This window comes from Shewanella sp. VK101 (genome assembly GCF_056497865.1).
Genome location: NZ_CM151402.1, coordinates 1,650,600 through 1,664,422 on the forward strand (window position 1 = coordinate 1,650,600; position 13,823 = coordinate 1,664,422).

The window sequence follows — 13,823 nt, forward strand, 5'->3', positions numbered from 1 at the left end:
GTTTGACTAAGTCTTGAAAAGAAAACGCCCGCTTAGCGGGCGTTTTCTTTAGCTGTTTTTTCTAAGGCTTTCTTTATCAAGCCTTGTAAGGGTCAGAAAGGTGACAGGCTGACAAAGTGCATCTCGGCGCCCGAGTAAGGGTGGCAAAATGCCAGGCTGGCAGCATGCAAGCAGAGCCGCGGCCGGGCGTTTTCAATTTCACTGCCACCGTAAAAATCATCCCCTAAAATGGGATGCCCCAATGCGAGCATGTGGACTCTGAGCTGATGAGTCCGGCCTGTTTCCGGTTGCAATGCCACCAGGCTGGAATCTTCGCGCTGCTCAAGCACCTTATAGTGAGTGACCGCTCTCTTACCTTGCTCCGAGACTAGCTGCAGAGGTGGGTTGGCCTTATCCGCAGCCAGAGGTAAGTCAATGACACCGGCTGGCTGTTCGAGATGTCCCGCTACCTCGGCGACATACAGCTTATCGTTTTGCCGCTCCTGAAACTGAGTCTTGAGACTGGACTCGGCGGCTTTGTTGCGGGCGAAAACCATGATCCCTGAGGTGGCGCAGTCCAGCCTGTGTACCAATATGGTTTCCGGATACAGGCGCTGTAAGCGGGTGAGGGCGCAGTCATGGGTTACGGCGGCGCGACCAGGGTTGGACAACAGCCCGGCTGGTTTGTTGATGATGATAATATCGCGATCCAGATAGCGGATATCGAGCCAGGGCAGGGCCGGTGGGCGGTACTCAAAAACTTGCATGAACTCTCCTTCGTGAAGGCGTAATTCTAACAAAGCCACGAGGCCGGCAAAAGTGGCTTTGTGGCGTCAACCAAAGCGGCCCTTGGGGTTTGGTTTATATCAGAGAAATTCAGCCGGAGTCTTTCTGGCCCATATCCGGCTGTAAGCCATCAATTGCGGGTAAAAGGTTCGAAAGGCGATTTCGATTTCGGTATCGAGTTTTTGCAGCGCCTGTTGGGCACCGTTGAACAGTTCCGGCTTTGAAAGGCGGCGACTCACGCCTGTCACTGCACTGTTGAGCCCCTGACGGCTTTGATAACTCAATAGCCAATTCTGCTGCTCCATCACAGGTGCCAATTGGGTTAAGCCTTTGGGTAGGGAGGGGGTTTGCCTTAGGCTCTCGTAGGCCTTGTTGCAAAAGGTGGCCAAAGGTTGATGATGATATTCCTCCCAGTATTTGGCCAGCATATGGTCAAAGGCCAAATCCATCAGTACAGGCGCCACTCTGGCAAGTGGCTTGGGGAAAGTACGCACTAACTCGCGGGTTAACTCGTGGCTATCGGTCAACTTGTCTATCTGTCTGTGGAGCCAGAGCCCTTGTTGCAAATGTTTGGGAAACTGTTGGATATTGCCTTTGGCAAAGTCGCCGGCGAGATTGGCGCCGAGAGAGGTTTGGCTGATATCGGCCAGATGCAGGTGTGCAAGGAAGTTCATATTGGCTACTGGGTGTCGAATTCGCCCTCAAGTTACCATGACAAGCCGGCAAATGAAAACAGTCTCTGGCGCCTCGATGAATGTTCTCTTTTTGCTCAGTGAAATAAGATGCTACGCTTAGCGTTCGGTGACGCAGAGGATCAAGGATGATGTGGGACTGGTTCAATAAACTTATCAACAAAACGCCCCGGCCCCAGAGACGCAGGGTCGAGGTGGACATTCCATTCGAGCAACTCGAATATCGGCGCGAGCCCTTCGATGACAACAAGCCCATTGCCGAAACGGCAAACGAACCGCTGGAGCCTTGATCTTAACGCCTCAAATCCCTAGACTAGCCGCCGTTTCCAGCTAAGCCGAGGCCCATTCATGCGTGTAGCAGACTTTTCTTTCGATCTTCCAGAGGAACTGATTGCCAAGTTCCCTATGGAGAAACGCAGTGCGTCCAGATTATTGACTCTGGATGGTAACAGCGGGGCCCTTAGCGACTGCCGCTTCACCGAATTGTTGAACCTGGTTCAGCCAGGCGATCTCATGGTATTCAACAATACCCGGGTTATTCCGGCGCGCCTGTTCGGGCAGAAGGCAACCGGCGGTAAGCTGGAAATCCTGGTGGAGCGGATGCTGGATGATAAGCGGGTGCTTGCCCATGTGCGCAGCTCCAAGTCGCCGAAAGAAGGCAGTGAAATTTTACTCGATGGCGGCTTCAAGATGTTGATGATAGCGCGTCACGATGCGCTGTTTGAACTTGAACTGGTATCCGGTCCGAGTGTGCTCGAAGTGCTTGAGCAGGTAGGCCATATGCCGTTGCCACCCTATATAGACCGTCCCGATGAAGATGCCGACAAAGAGCGCTATCAGACAGTTTATAACCAAACCCCGGGTGCGGTTGCGGCGCCGACAGCCGGTTTGCACTTTGATGACAGTATGTTGGCCGAGCTGAAAGCCAAAGGCGTGGATATTGCCTTTGTGACCCTGCATGTTGGCGCCGGTACTTTTCAGCCGGTGAGGGTCGATAACGTACTGGAACACAAGATGCATTCTGAGTGGGCCGAAGTGCCGGCCGAGGTGGTGACAAAAATCCACAACACCAAGGCGGCAGGGAAACGGGTGATCGCGGTTGGCACCACTTCGGTGCGCTCGCTCGAGAGCGCAGCCCGCGCCAGTGAAGGCGAACTGCAGGCCTTCAAAGGGGATACAGATATTTTCATCTATCCCGGATATGAGTTTCAGGTAGTGGATGCCATGGTTACCAATTTCCACCTGCCGGAGTCGACTCTCATCATGTTGGTCAGTGCTTTTGCCGGCTTTGATGAGGTGATGAACGCCTATCGGCACGCGATTGCCGAAAAATACCGCTTTTTCAGTTACGGTGATGCCATGTTTGTGACTAAAAAAGCTCACTGATTATGACTTTTGTTTTAAAATACCCGCCTCAATGAGCGGGTATTTTGTCTTAAGGGTGAACCTTTTGCCTTTTTGACCCTCTGTTGTCTATACGCTGCGGCCTAAGTCCGCGTAATTAAGGTCAGACTGTTTCTCTGACGAGGTAAATCATGAAATTTGAATTGGATACAACTGATGGCCGCGCACGCCGGGGCCGATTGATTTTTGACCGTGGCACTGTCGAAACCCCGGCTTTTATGCCGGTTGGAACTTACGGCACTGTGAAGGGGATGACTCCGGAAGAAGTGCGCGCCACCGGAGCCGATATTCTGCTTGGGAACACTTTCCACCTCTGGCTGCGCCCAGGTGAAGAGATCATGCGTAAGCATGGTGACCTGCACGATTTCATGAACTGGCAACGGCCGATTCTTACCGACTCGGGTGGTTTCCAGGTTTTCAGTCTCGGTGATATCCGCAAGATCACCGAAGAAGGGGTGCATTTCCGCTCGCCCATTAACGGCGAAAAGATTTTCATGGATGCCGAGAAGTCGATGCAGATCCAATATTCGCTCGGCTCGGATGTGGTGATGATTTTCGATGAGTGCACGCCGTATCCGGCCACTCATGACGAAGCCCGCAAGTCGATGCAGATGTCACTGCGCTGGGCAAAACGTTCACGGGATGAGTTCGACCGCCTGGAAAACCCCAACTCACTGTTCGGGATTATTCAGGGCAGTGTCTATGAAGATCTGCGTGATGAAAGCCTCAAAGGCTTGTTGGAAATAGGTTTTGACGGCTATGCCGTCGGCGGCTTGGCTGTAGGGGAACCCAAGGCGGACATGCACAGAGTACTGGAGCATGTTTGCCCGCAGATCCCAACAGACAAGCCCCGTTATTTGATGGGGGTAGGCAAACCGGAGGATCTGGTTGAAGGCGTACGTCGCGGTATCGACATGTTTGACTGTGTGATGCCAACCCGTAATGCCCGCAACGGCCACCTGTTTGTCACAGAAGGTGTTATCAAGATCCGCAACGCGCGGCATCGTGACGACACATCACCGCTGGATCCGGAATGTGACTGCTACACCTGTAAGAACTACTCACGGGCGTATCTGTACCATCTGGACCGCTGTAATGAAATTCTCGGGGCCCGTCTCAATACCATACATAACCTGCGTTACTACCAAAGGTTAATGGAAGGTTTGCGCGGCGCCATTGAGACAGGTACATTAGACGCCTTTGTGAAGGACTTCTATGGTCGTCAAGGCCGTGAAGTACCTGAATTGGTGGATTGATTTTATTTGCTGATAAGAAGAGAAAAATATGTTTATTTCAAATGCTTACGCTAGTGCGGCCGGTGCTCCTCAGTCTGGCGGTACCATGGAATTGGTGTTCATGCTGGTGATCTTCGGTCTGATCTTCTATTTCATGATCTTCCGTCCTCAGTCCAAGCGTGTTAAAGAGCACAAAAATCTGATGGCGTCCCTGGGTAAGGGCGACGAAGTCCTGACCAGCGGTGGTATCATAGGCAAAATTGCCAAGATCAGCGACGAGAATGATTATGTTCTGCTGAGCCTGAACGACAGCACCCAGATCACCATCAAAAAAGATTATATCGCGGCGGTATTGCCAAAAGGCTCTATCCAGTCGCTATAAGCCAAGGGGGCTGAGGCGTGTTAAATAAGTATCCTTTATGGAAGAACCTGATGGTGGTGATTATCATCGCCATCGGGGCTTTCTATGCCGTACCTAACCTCTTTGGTGAGGATCACGCGGTACAAGTGGTGGGCACCCGCGGTGCGGATGTGACTGTCACTACCCAGACACAGGTTAACGACTTGCTGCAAAGCAAGGGGATAGGTGTCAAGCGTTCCGAGTTGGAAAACGGTCAGTTACTCGTCAGAGTCAACAATGCCGAACAGCAGTTGTTGGCCAAAGAAGCGATAGCCGAAGCCTTGGGTGACAAGTTCAGCGTGGCGTTGAACCTGGCACCGGCGACACCGGCTTGGCTCGAGTCTCTCGGTGGTTCACCGATGAAACTGGGTCTTGACCTTCGTGGTGGTGTGCACTTCCTGATGGAAGTGGACATGGGCGAAGCCATTCGCAAGATGGAAGAAGCCAAGATCGCCGATTTCCGCAGTCAGCTGCGGGAAGAGGGGATCCGCTACTCGGGTGTCAAGGCTACGGCCAAAGGTATTGAGATCAAGTTCCGCGATGCCGAGAACCTGGCCAAGGCCGAGAGTTTCCTGAAGAGTCGCTCCAACGATATGGTATTCAGCGATGCCAGCGAGGGCAGCAACTTTGCCCTGATGGCCACCATGAGCGAAGTCTACCTCAAGCAGGTGAAAGAAGACGCTCTGTCGCAGAACATCACCACTATTCGTAACCGGGTGAACGAACTTGGGGTTGCTGAACCCGTAGTACAACGTCAAGGCGCCGAGCGCATTATCGTAGAACTGCCTGGGGTACAGGATACGGCTCGCGCCAAAGAGATCCTCGGGGCGACCGCTTCCATTGAATTCCATATGGTCGATGAGAAAGCCGACATGAACGCGGCGCAATCGGGACGGGTACCACCCGGTTCCGAGGTGTATCCTCGTCGTGAAGGCGGTATTGCCGTATTGAAGAAAGAGGTGATGCTGACCGGTGATCATATTACCGGCGCTCAGCCAAGCTTCGACCAATACAGCCGGCCTCAGGTGAGTATCAGCCTGGACGCCAAGGGCGGCAGTATCTTCTCCAACGTGACCAAGGACAACATCGGCAAACCGATGGCGACTCTGTTCATCGAGTATAAGGACAGCGGCAAGCGTAACCCTGACGGCAGCGTGAAGATGGATAAGATAGAGGAAGTGATCTCTGTCGCAACCATTCAGGCTCGCCTCGGCCGTAACTTTGTTATCACGGGTCTATCTCATGGTGAAGCCCAGAACCTGGCGCTGCTGCTGCGTGCCGGCGCGCTGATTGCACCTGTATCCATAGTGGAAGAACGCACCATAGGCCCAAGCCTGGGTGCCGAAAACATTGAAAATGGGATGCAGGCGATGCTCTGGGGTATGGCAGTGGTATTGATCTTCATGCTGATCTACTACCGCGCCTTTGGTGTTATTGCCAACCTGGCGCTGTGTGCCAACCTGATCATGGTTGTTGGTGTGATGTCGATGATCCCGGGCGCAGTGCTGACTCTGCCGGGTATCGCCGGTATGGTGCTGACCGTGGGTATGGCGGTGGATGGCAACGTGCTTATCTATGAGCGTATCCGTGAGGAGCTTCGCGCAGGTCGCAGTGTTCAGCAGGCTATTCATGAAGGTTATGGCAACGCGTTCTCCACCATTGCCGATGCCAACATTACCACCTTCATCACCGCACTTATCCTGTTTGCAGTGGGCAGCGGCGCCATCAAAGGCTTCGCCGTGACCCTGATGATAGGTATCGCGACATCCATGTTTACCGCTATTGTCGGCACCCGGGCGATTGTAAACGCCATGTGGGGCGGCAAGCGCGTGAAGAAACTGTCGATCTGAGGAAGCTGATTATGTTGCAGATTTTATCATTTAAAGGCTCTATCAACTTCCTGCGTCACGCTCTGCCCATCAGTATTATGTCGGCAGTGCTGGTAGTGGCTTCCCTGGCTTCCCTGGCAACCAAGGGGATCAACTGGGGACTGGATTTCACCGGTGGCACCTCTGTCATCATGGAATTCAGTAAACCCGCTAACCTGGACGAGCTGCGTCTTGCCTTGGACACTGAGCTGACCTCGGGCGCCGTGGTACAGAACTTCGGTTCCAGCCGCGATGTGGTAGTGCGCCTGCAGGTGCGAGAAGGCATCAAGAGCGACCTTCAGGTCAAGGAAGTCTTCGCCGCTGCAGCCAAACAAGACCCGGCTGTGCAGCAAAAGAGCGTAGAGTTTGTTGGCCCTCAGGTCGGTAAGGAATTGGCAGAGCAGGGCGGCCTGGCGGTACTGGTTGCGCTTATCTGTATTCTTATCTACGTCTCTTTCCGGTTCGAGTGGCGTCTGGCCATGGGCTCGGTTGCCGCGCTGGCGCACGACGTGATAGTGACACTGGGCTTGTTCTCCTTCCTGCAGTTGGAGTTTGACCTGACGGTACTGGCAGGCTTGCTGACCGTGGTGGGTTACTCGCTCAACGATACTATCGTAGTGTTTGACCGTATCCGTGAGAACTTCCTCAAGATGCGTAAGGCAACACCTGTGGAAGTGGTGAATACCTCAATCACCCAGACCATGAGCCGTACCATTATCACCACCGGAACCACGCTTATTACTGTGGTTGCGCTGTTCCTCAAGGGCGGCACTCTGATCCACGGCTTTGCCACGGCATTGCTGATGGGGATTTTGGTGGGTACTTACTCCTCCATCTATGTGGCGAGCTTCCTGGCAATTAAGCTTGGGATCAATCGTGAGCATATGATGCCGGTGGAAGTAGAGAAAGAAGGCGCCGATCAGCCCTCGCTGATGCCCTGATAAACCCAAGTTGAAAAAGCCACCTGCGGGTGGCTTTTTTGTGTCTGGATAGCTGGAAACGATTTTGAAGTCAGGCTCCCCAATCAGTTTTTGGTGTAGATTTGCGGTTTTGTTATCAAAAAGTAAATTCACTTAATTCTGTCACTCGACAGTCCAGGCGTTTATCAGTAGCATGGGCAGCGGCTCCTTCCACAGGATCCATTCCTTAATTTCTCTGCTGCGGCAGAGCCTAAAGTTGTAGGAAGAAACATGGAAGAACGAAAAGTCATGGTAGCCGGTGGTAATCTGCTGCAGGCTCATACCTGGAAGGGAATGCTTGAGACCTCAGGATTGAGGGTCGAACTGCGTGGTGAAGCTCTGCTGGGCGGTGTGGGAGAGTTGCCGGTTGATATGCAAACCGTTGAACTTTGGGTCCCGGAATCTCAGCGGGAGCAGGCTCAATCGCAGTTGGCCAGTCTCAATGCCGATAGACCCCAGTGGCAGTGTCTGCAATGTCATGAATTCAACGACGCCAGTTTTGAGCTCTGTTGGCAGTGCAGCGCCGAACGCAGCGAGTGCCATAATTAAGTTATCGCTGGCACAGCCGGAGAGTGGCAAATGACAAACAGCCTTGATTTTATGGCCTTGGTCGAACAGGCAAGAGGCCAGGTTCGTGAGCTGAGCATTGAAGAGTATCAGCAGGACGACGGTTGGCAACTCATCGATGTACGTGAAGATCGTGAGTGGCTCAAAGATCGTCTGCCGCTGGCCAAACACTTGTCCCGAGGCATACTGGAGCGTGATATTGCCAAGCGATTTCCCGACAAGTCGGCCGTACTGTTACTCTATAGTGCCGGTGGGCAACGCGCCTTATTGGCAGCACTGAGCCTGCAACAGCTGGGATACCGAAATGTGGCCTCGCTTGCCGGTGGTTATCGAGCCTGGTGCGCCCACGAACTGCCTTTGGTACAGGATTAATGCAATATTTTCCCCTTTTTGTTGATACATCGCGGATAAGAGTGCTGCTGGTCGGTGCCGGTGAAGTGGCCAGCCGCAAACTGGATCTCTTGGCCAGAACCGAAGCCGAAATTCACGTTGTGGCGCCCAAGGTGAGCGCCGAGGTGGAAGCCTATGCGGCCAGTGGCCGAATTTGGCTGTCGCGCCGGGGCGTGGAGGAGCGGGATCTTGCCGAGCGGGAGCTGGTTTATCTGGCTACAGCCGACAGTCATCTGAACCAAACACTGGCGTCCAAGGCGCGCGAGCTTGGTGTATGGGTCAATGTGGTCGATACCCCATCCGAGTGTGATTTTATCACCCCCTCAATCGTCGATAGAGGGCGACTGGTAATGGCTATCAGCACAGCAGGCGCCGCGCCTGTTTTTGCAAGAGACTTGCGAGCCAAACTTGAAACTCTGCTGCCACCAAGCCTTAGCCCTTTGCTGGATTTTATTGCCGAGCACAGAGAGGAAGTGCAGCAGCGCCTGCCTTCGGTGGATGCCAGGCGGCGCTTCTGGGAGCATTTCTTTAAGCTCAATGGTGACAGGTTTGACGCCAGCACCCGGGAGAATTTCGAGTTGAGCTTTGCCTCAGGTGAAGCCCAAGGGGAGTTACTGCTGTTGGCAGATGACTGTCATCTGCAGTTGTTGCCGCTGGCCGCGATGCCTATGCTGCAGCGGATAGACAGCCTGATAACAGATGCTGCCCCTACGGCTGAGTTGCTGGAGCTTATCCGCCGGGACGCGTCACGCACTGCGCCTATGGCAGACAGTGGCCTGTTGGCATCCTATCAAGCCGGTATGCGGATGTTGCGTCTGGCCGACGCAAACGAAGTCGCCAGGCTCAAGGCGGCGTTTCCGTTCGCCAAACATTTGCGCCCCGGCGCTATTTAACCCCTTTATTTCCTTATTGAGGCAGCATCAGCCTCTTTATCACAGAGAAGTTATCATGGCCTTGAAGGCGAGTATTTTTAAAGTTCAGCTCAGTATTGCTGACATGGACAGGCATTATTATCAGGATCATCAGCTGACCATTGCTCAGCATCCGTCGGAAACCGACGAGCGTATGATGGTGCGCTTGCTGGCTTTTGCGCTCAACGCCACTGACAGTTTGGCCTTCAGCAAGGGCTTGTGTGTCGATGATGAGCCTGAACTTTGGGATCGCGAGCTAAACGGTGATATTCGTTTGTGGGTCGAGTTTGGCCAGAGCGATGAAAAATGGCTGCGCAAGGCCAGCGGCCGCGCCGATGAAGTGCAGCTGTTTACCTATGGTGGCCGCAGCGTGCCTGTATGGTGGCAACAGAATCAGCATGCCTTTAACCGTTATGCCAACCTCAAGGTTTGGGAGATACCCGAAGAGCAGGTGAAGGAGATGGCGCAATTGGTCAGCCGCTCAATGAAACTGGGCTGCAATATCAGCGACGGGATTATTTACCTGAGCAGCGACAGTGCCAGTGTGATGGTGGAGCCTAAGGTGTTGAAGCCCTTGGCGCTGTGATTGTTTCGGTTGCTGCGAGTTGTTTTAAATAACAAGAGCCGCCTCAAAAGGGCGGCTCTTGGGTTATGCAGGTTTCCTGAGCTTAACCCTCTTCAGGGATCACCTCATCGACCTCGTTACGGCCTTTGGTCTTTATTATCACCAGGGCGGTTACCAGCAGGGTCACCACTATGCCGCTGATGGTGGATACTGTCATTGGCAGACCGGCACCCAGGGTACTGGAGTTGAGTAGGAAGCTTATCACTACCGTGGTCATAAACATTGCCGGAATGGTACAGATCCAGTGCAGCTTGTTGTGGCGCAACAGGTAGGCCGAGGCTGTCCACAGCATCATTACCGCTGTTGCCTGGTTGGCGACCCCGAAGTAGCGCCAAATTACACCGAAGTCCACCTGGGTCAGTATGGCCCCTATGACGAACAGCGGAATTGCCAGCATCAATCGCTTGGGCATCTCTGTCTGAGGCATATTGAAGTACTCAGACAAGATCAGCCTGGCGGAGCGGAAGGCAGTATCGCCGGAAGTGATAGGCAGAATGATGACTCCAAGCACCGCCATAAAACCACCGACAGCACCGAGAAGACCGGTTGAAGCACCGTAAACCACGTTGGCAGGGTTGCCGTCCATACCGGCTTTAAGCCCTTCGACGCCGTCGAAGAAAGACAGGGCCACGGCACACCAGATAAGGGCAATGATACCTTCGCCTATCATGGCACCGTAGAACACGAAGCGGCCATTGGATTCATTTTCAACGCAGCGGGCCATCAAGGGAGACTGGGTTGCATGGAAACCTGAAACGGCACCACAGGCGATGGTGATGAAGAGCGCTGGCCACAGCGGGGCATTGTCCGGATTCAGGTTCTGCAGGAAGTCACCGGCTTCAAAGCCCGGCAGCAGAGTATGCTCACTGGACAGCACTATGGCTATGGTCAAACCGACAGACATGAACAGCAGCAAGGCGCCGAAGAAGGGATAAAGGCGACCGATAATTTTGTCTACCGGCACTATGGTGGCAATCAGGTAGTAAACAAAGATGATGCCGACAAACAGGCCGACGCTGCCGCCGGTGAGTTTACCGAGCAAGCCGGCCGGAGCTGAGATAAACACCACACCCACCAACAACAGCAGTATGATGGCGAAGATGTTCATAAAATTCTTGGCACCTTTGCCAAGGTATTTACCCGCCAGGTTAGGCACTGACTGACCGCCGTTACGTACCGACAGCATGCCGGAGAAGTAGTCATGCACGGCACCGGCAAAGATACAGCCGATAACAATCCACAACATGGCCGCCGGGCCGTAAAGGGCCCCCAGAATAGGGCCGAAAATAGGGCCCACACCGGCTATGTTCAGCAGTTGGATAAGGTAGACTTTGCCCTTGGACATGGGCACATAGTCGACACCATCTGTTTGGGCGTAGGCGGGTGTTTGTCTTTTATTGTTAATCCCGAATATTTTTTCTACAAAAGTACCGTAGATGAAGTAGCCGCCGATCAACAGACCGACACACAGCAAAAACCACATCATAGTTGTTATCTCCCCGATTTGAGTTGACGCAATTGTAAACACTTTGGTTACAAGGCCCAGCGGGAACTGGGTCAGCGGTCAAAAGTCGGGGGTGAGCGGTTATCTAGGGCGCCGAGCGGTTGTTAGCTTGTGCTTTACTGGTAACCAAACAGCTGTTTCAGCGGCTTGAGAAAGCGTCTCGATACCGGGATCTTGGCGCCGCTGCGGGTGGTGACCTCGGCGCCTGTTTCCAGCAGTTCTATCTCGGCAATGGCAGTGGGCGCCACCAGATACTGGCGATGGCATCTGAGCAGCGGGGTTTTTTCTTCCAGTAGCTTCAGTGTCAACTGGGTATGAACCTTCTCCCTGGCGGTCGCCACATGCACCCCACCGAGATCGCTGAAGACAAACTCCACCTCGGTGACAGGGACCACCTTGAGACGGTTGCCGCTGAAGCAGGGCAGGTGTTGCAGTTGTTGTGGCGCTATGGCCGACAGCGACTGAGGCCTGAGATCCCGGCGAAGCTTATCCAGGGTCTGGCTGAGGCGCTTCTCATCCAGGGGTTTGAGCAGATAGTCGAAGGCATGGTTATCGAAGGCCTTGACGGCAAATTCATCGTAGGCGGTAACAAACACTACTCTGGGCATAATGTCGGGATCCAGCATGGCGATAAGCTCCATGCCGCTGATCCTTGGCATTTGAATATCCAGGAACAGCAATTGAGGCTTGAGCTTGGCTATCGCTTGCATGGCCTCTATGGCGTTGCCACATTGGCCGAGAATTTCAATGTCGCCGGCCTGAAGCAGCAGCTCTGCCAACTCTTCTCGGGCAAAAGGTTCGTCATCGACAATAAGACAAGTGATCACAGGGCTGTTTCCGTTATGGGTAAATGTATGCTGACTCTAGTGTAACTGTCGCGCCGGCATTCGACACTGACACCGTAATCTGTGCCGAAGAGATTCTGTATTCTTTTGTGCACCAGGTTCATCCCCAGGCCGTCAGATTCTTCGGCGGGTTGATAGAGCCCTGCATTATCCGTGACTTCCAGTATGAGTCTGTCATCGGTGCGGCGGCCTTCTACCTGAATACGGCCAGTGTCTATCAGATGCGAAGTGCCGTGTTTGACCGCGTTTTCTATGATGGGTTGCAGGGTAAAGGCCGGCACTCTGATCGCCAGTAGAGATTCGGGAATGGCAATATCTACCTCAAGCTTGTCAATGAAACGGGCTTTTTCTATGGTGAGATAGGCTTCGATATGCTCAAGCTCATCTCCCAGGGTCACCAGGCCGGCAGTACGCTTGAGGTTAATCCGTAAAAACTGACTCAGCTGTTGCAGCAAGGTTCTGGCCATGGGCGGATCGCGACGAATGATAGCCCCTATGGTATTGAGCGCGTTGAACAGGAAATGCGGGTTGACCTGAGCTTGCAACAGTTTGAGCTCGGCCTGGGTCAGCAGGTTTTGCTGCTGCTCGAAACGGCCGTAGAGAATCTGATTCGACAGCAGGCGGGCGATACCTTCCCCCAGAGTACGGTTGATATTGAGAAACAGCTTGTTCTTGGGTTCATACAGTTTAATGGTCCCTATGACCTCGTTGTCGCTGCGAAGCGGGATCACCAAACTGGAGCCTAATTTACAACCGGGGGAGATGGAGCAGGCATAGGGAACCTCTACTCCGTCGGCAAACATCACCTTATTCTGCTGTATGGCATCCAGGGTTATTTGGGACGATATCAGAGTGCCGGGCAAGTGGTGATCGGCTCCTATGCCGATAAAGGCCAAGAGTTTTTCCCTGTCTGTGATGGCCACGGCGCCGACACTGGTTTCCTCTATGACTATCTTGGCAACCTGGGTGCTGGTTTCCTCGTTGAAGCCGGAGCTCAAGAGGCCCACACTGCGCTCGGCGATTTTCAGCGCCTTGGTAGAGAAACTGGACGAGAGTTTATCGAACATGGTTTTTTGGTCCCGCACCATGCTCATAAACAGGGCTGCGCCTATGGAGTTGACCAGCAACATGGGCGGGGCTATTTGACGCACCAAATCCCAGGCTTCATCAAAAGGCTCTGCCAGTAGCAGGATAATGCTCATCTGCATCATCTCGGCATAAAAGGTGATAAGACACACCAGAATGGGATTGAATACCAACTCGGCCTTGCCCTGACGGCGCAGATAATAGCTGATCATCCCGGCGGATAAACCTTCCAGGGTGGTGGAAACCGCGCAGGCCAGATCGGTAAAACCACCCAAGCTATACCTGTGTAAACCTCCTGTCAGGCCGACCAGCAAACCTGTTGTCGGGCCGCCGAGCAGGCCACCGAGTACGGCGCCCATGGCGCGGGTATTTGCGATGGCACCATGGGTCTGCTCACCAAAGTAAGTGGCCATGATGCAAAAGCCGGAAAATACCAGATAGAGAAAGATCTTATGGGGCAGCCGGGTCGATGCCTCGGTAAACAGCTTGAACAAAGGGGTCTTGCTGACCAGATAAACAATCACCAAATACAGGCTCATCTGTTGTGTCAGCAATAGAATAAGGGACATGAA

At 53.5% G+C, this 13,823-nt stretch carries 15 protein-coding genes; 10 read left to right on the plus strand and 5 right to left on the minus strand.

The features are described from left to right. Positions 1–92 precede the first annotated feature (92 nt). A complete protein-coding gene (locus tag ACSHSR_RS07445; RefSeq protein WP_219160933.1) occupies positions 93–746 on the minus strand; it encodes an RluA family pseudouridine synthase in 654 nt (217 codons plus the stop codon). Positions 747–845: 99 nt separating this feature from the next. Next, positions 846–1,439 (minus strand): acyl carrier protein phosphodiesterase, encoded by a 594-nt coding sequence (locus tag ACSHSR_RS07450; protein WP_286995619.1) that lies wholly within the window; start codon positions 1,437–1,439, stop codon positions 846–848. 146 nt (positions 1,440–1,585) lie between these two features. Here ACSHSR_RS07450 and ACSHSR_RS07455 point away from each other — a divergent pair, with 146 nt between their 5' ends. The 10 genes from ACSHSR_RS07455 to ACSHSR_RS07500 all read left to right on the plus strand — a co-directional run bounded on the left by ACSHSR_RS07455 (position 1,586) and on the right by ACSHSR_RS07500 (position 9,777). Beyond that, positions 1,586–1,747 (plus strand): hypothetical protein, encoded by a 162-nt coding sequence (locus ACSHSR_RS07455; RefSeq protein WP_156019312.1) that lies wholly within the window; start codon positions 1,586–1,588, stop codon positions 1,745–1,747. Positions 1,748–1,805: 58 nt separating this feature from the next. After that, entirely contained in the window at positions 1,806–2,843 is a 1,038-nt protein-coding gene (queA, locus tag ACSHSR_RS07460; protein WP_208141902.1) for a tRNA preQ1(34) S-adenosylmethionine ribosyltransferase-isomerase QueA, read from the plus strand. A gap of 149 nt (positions 2,844–2,992) precedes the next feature. Beyond that, positions 2,993–4,117, plus strand: coding sequence for a tRNA guanosine(34) transglycosylase Tgt (tgt, locus tag ACSHSR_RS07465; RefSeq protein WP_028781041.1), 1,125 nt, complete (start codon positions 2,993–2,995; stop codon positions 4,115–4,117). Between the two features lie 28 nt (positions 4,118–4,145). Further along, the gene (gene yajC, locus ACSHSR_RS07470) at positions 4,146–4,478 is read left to right on the plus strand and encodes a preprotein translocase subunit YajC (RefSeq protein WP_025011473.1); all 333 of its coding nucleotides are present in this window, start codon (positions 4,146–4,148) and stop codon (positions 4,476–4,478) included. Between the two features lie 17 nt (positions 4,479–4,495). Further along, a complete protein-coding gene (gene secD, locus ACSHSR_RS07475; RefSeq protein ID WP_044734800.1) occupies positions 4,496–6,346 on the plus strand; it encodes a protein translocase subunit SecD in 1,851 nt (616 codons plus the stop codon). 11 nt (positions 6,347–6,357) lie between these two features. Next, positions 6,358–7,305 (plus strand): protein translocase subunit SecF, encoded by a 948-nt coding sequence (gene secF, locus ACSHSR_RS07480; protein ID WP_028781039.1) that lies wholly within the window; start codon positions 6,358–6,360, stop codon positions 7,303–7,305. A gap of 249 nt (positions 7,306–7,554) precedes the next feature. Beyond that, positions 7,555–7,872, plus strand: coding sequence for a putative signal transducing protein (locus ACSHSR_RS07485; RefSeq protein ID WP_025889448.1), 318 nt, complete (start codon positions 7,555–7,557; stop codon positions 7,870–7,872). Between the two features lie 30 nt (positions 7,873–7,902). Further along, positions 7,903–8,262 (plus strand): rhodanese-like domain-containing protein, encoded by a 360-nt coding sequence (locus tag ACSHSR_RS07490; RefSeq protein WP_418070238.1) that lies wholly within the window; start codon positions 7,903–7,905, stop codon positions 8,260–8,262. After that, the gene (locus ACSHSR_RS07495) at positions 8,262–9,173 is read left to right on the plus strand and encodes a precorrin-2 dehydrogenase/sirohydrochlorin ferrochelatase family protein (protein WP_208138889.1); all 912 of its coding nucleotides are present in this window, start codon (positions 8,262–8,264) and stop codon (positions 9,171–9,173) included. Before ACSHSR_RS07490 ends, ACSHSR_RS07495 begins: the two co-directional genes overlap by 1 nt. Before the next feature lie 55 nt (positions 9,174–9,228). After that, positions 9,229–9,777, plus strand: a complete 549-nt coding sequence (locus tag ACSHSR_RS07500; protein ID WP_025889452.1) for a YaeQ family protein — start codon at positions 9,229–9,231, stop codon at positions 9,775–9,777. Between the two features lie 82 nt (positions 9,778–9,859). Here ACSHSR_RS07500 and ACSHSR_RS07505 read toward each other — a convergent pair whose 3' ends face one another. The 3 genes from ACSHSR_RS07505 to ACSHSR_RS07515 form a co-directional block, all read right to left on the minus strand. Continuing rightward, the gene (locus ACSHSR_RS07505; RefSeq protein ID WP_044734796.1) at positions 9,860–11,302 is read right to left on the minus strand and encodes a carbon starvation CstA family protein; all 1,443 of its coding nucleotides are present in this window, start codon (positions 11,300–11,302) and stop codon (positions 9,860–9,862) included. 134 nt (positions 11,303–11,436) lie between these two features. After that, entirely contained in the window at positions 11,437–12,147 is a 711-nt protein-coding gene (gene btsR, locus ACSHSR_RS07510; RefSeq protein ID WP_413733949.1) for a two-component system response regulator BtsR, read from the minus strand. Continuing rightward, complete coding sequence (locus ACSHSR_RS07515; RefSeq protein WP_044734795.1) at positions 12,144–13,820, minus strand: sensor histidine kinase; 1,677 nt, start codon at positions 13,818–13,820, stop codon at positions 12,144–12,146. The genes btsR and ACSHSR_RS07515 overlap by 4 nt, the downstream gene beginning before the upstream one ends. Positions 13,821–13,823 lie beyond the last annotated feature (3 nt).

What these genes read in the sequence shown, in the direction of transcription:
- ACSHSR_RS07455 (WP_156019312.1), top strand. Translation starts at nt 1,586, where the DNA reads ATGATGTGGGACTGGTTCAATAAACTTATCAACAAAACGCCCCGGCCC.
- yajC (WP_025011473.1), top strand. Translation starts at nt 4,146, where the DNA reads ATGTTTATTTCAAATGCTTACGCTAGTGCGGCCGGTGCTCCTCAGTCT.
- ACSHSR_RS07505 (WP_044734796.1), bottom strand. Translation starts at nt 11,302, where the DNA reads ATGATGTGGTTTTTGCTGTGTGTCGGTCTGTTGATCGGCGGCTACTTC.
- ACSHSR_RS07485 (WP_025889448.1), top strand. Translation starts at nt 7,555, where the DNA reads ATGGAAGAACGAAAAGTCATGGTAGCCGGTGGTAATCTGCTGCAGGCT.
- ACSHSR_RS07495 (WP_208138889.1), top strand. Translation starts at nt 8,262, where the DNA reads ATGCAATATTTTCCCCTTTTTGTTGATACATCGCGGATAAGAGTGCTG.
- secF (WP_028781039.1), top strand. Translation starts at nt 6,358, where the DNA reads ATGTTGCAGATTTTATCATTTAAAGGCTCTATCAACTTCCTGCGTCAC.
- ACSHSR_RS07450 (WP_286995619.1), bottom strand. Translation starts at nt 1,439, where the DNA reads ATGAACTTCCTTGCACACCTGCATCTGGCCGATATCAGCCAAACCTCT.
- ACSHSR_RS07500 (WP_025889452.1), top strand. Translation starts at nt 9,229, where the DNA reads ATGGCCTTGAAGGCGAGTATTTTTAAAGTTCAGCTCAGTATTGCTGAC.
- tgt (WP_028781041.1), top strand. Translation starts at nt 2,993, where the DNA reads ATGAAATTTGAATTGGATACAACTGATGGCCGCGCACGCCGGGGCCGA.
- queA (WP_208141902.1), top strand. Translation starts at nt 1,806, where the DNA reads ATGCGTGTAGCAGACTTTTCTTTCGATCTTCCAGAGGAACTGATTGCC.
- ACSHSR_RS07490 (WP_418070238.1), top strand. Translation starts at nt 7,903, where the DNA reads ATGACAAACAGCCTTGATTTTATGGCCTTGGTCGAACAGGCAAGAGGC.
- ACSHSR_RS07445 (WP_219160933.1), bottom strand. Translation starts at nt 746, where the DNA reads ATGCAAGTTTTTGAGTACCGCCCACCGGCCCTGCCCTGGCTCGATATC.
- ACSHSR_RS07515 (WP_044734795.1), bottom strand. Translation starts at nt 13,820, where the DNA reads ATGTCCCTTATTCTATTGCTGACACAACAGATGAGCCTGTATTTGGTG.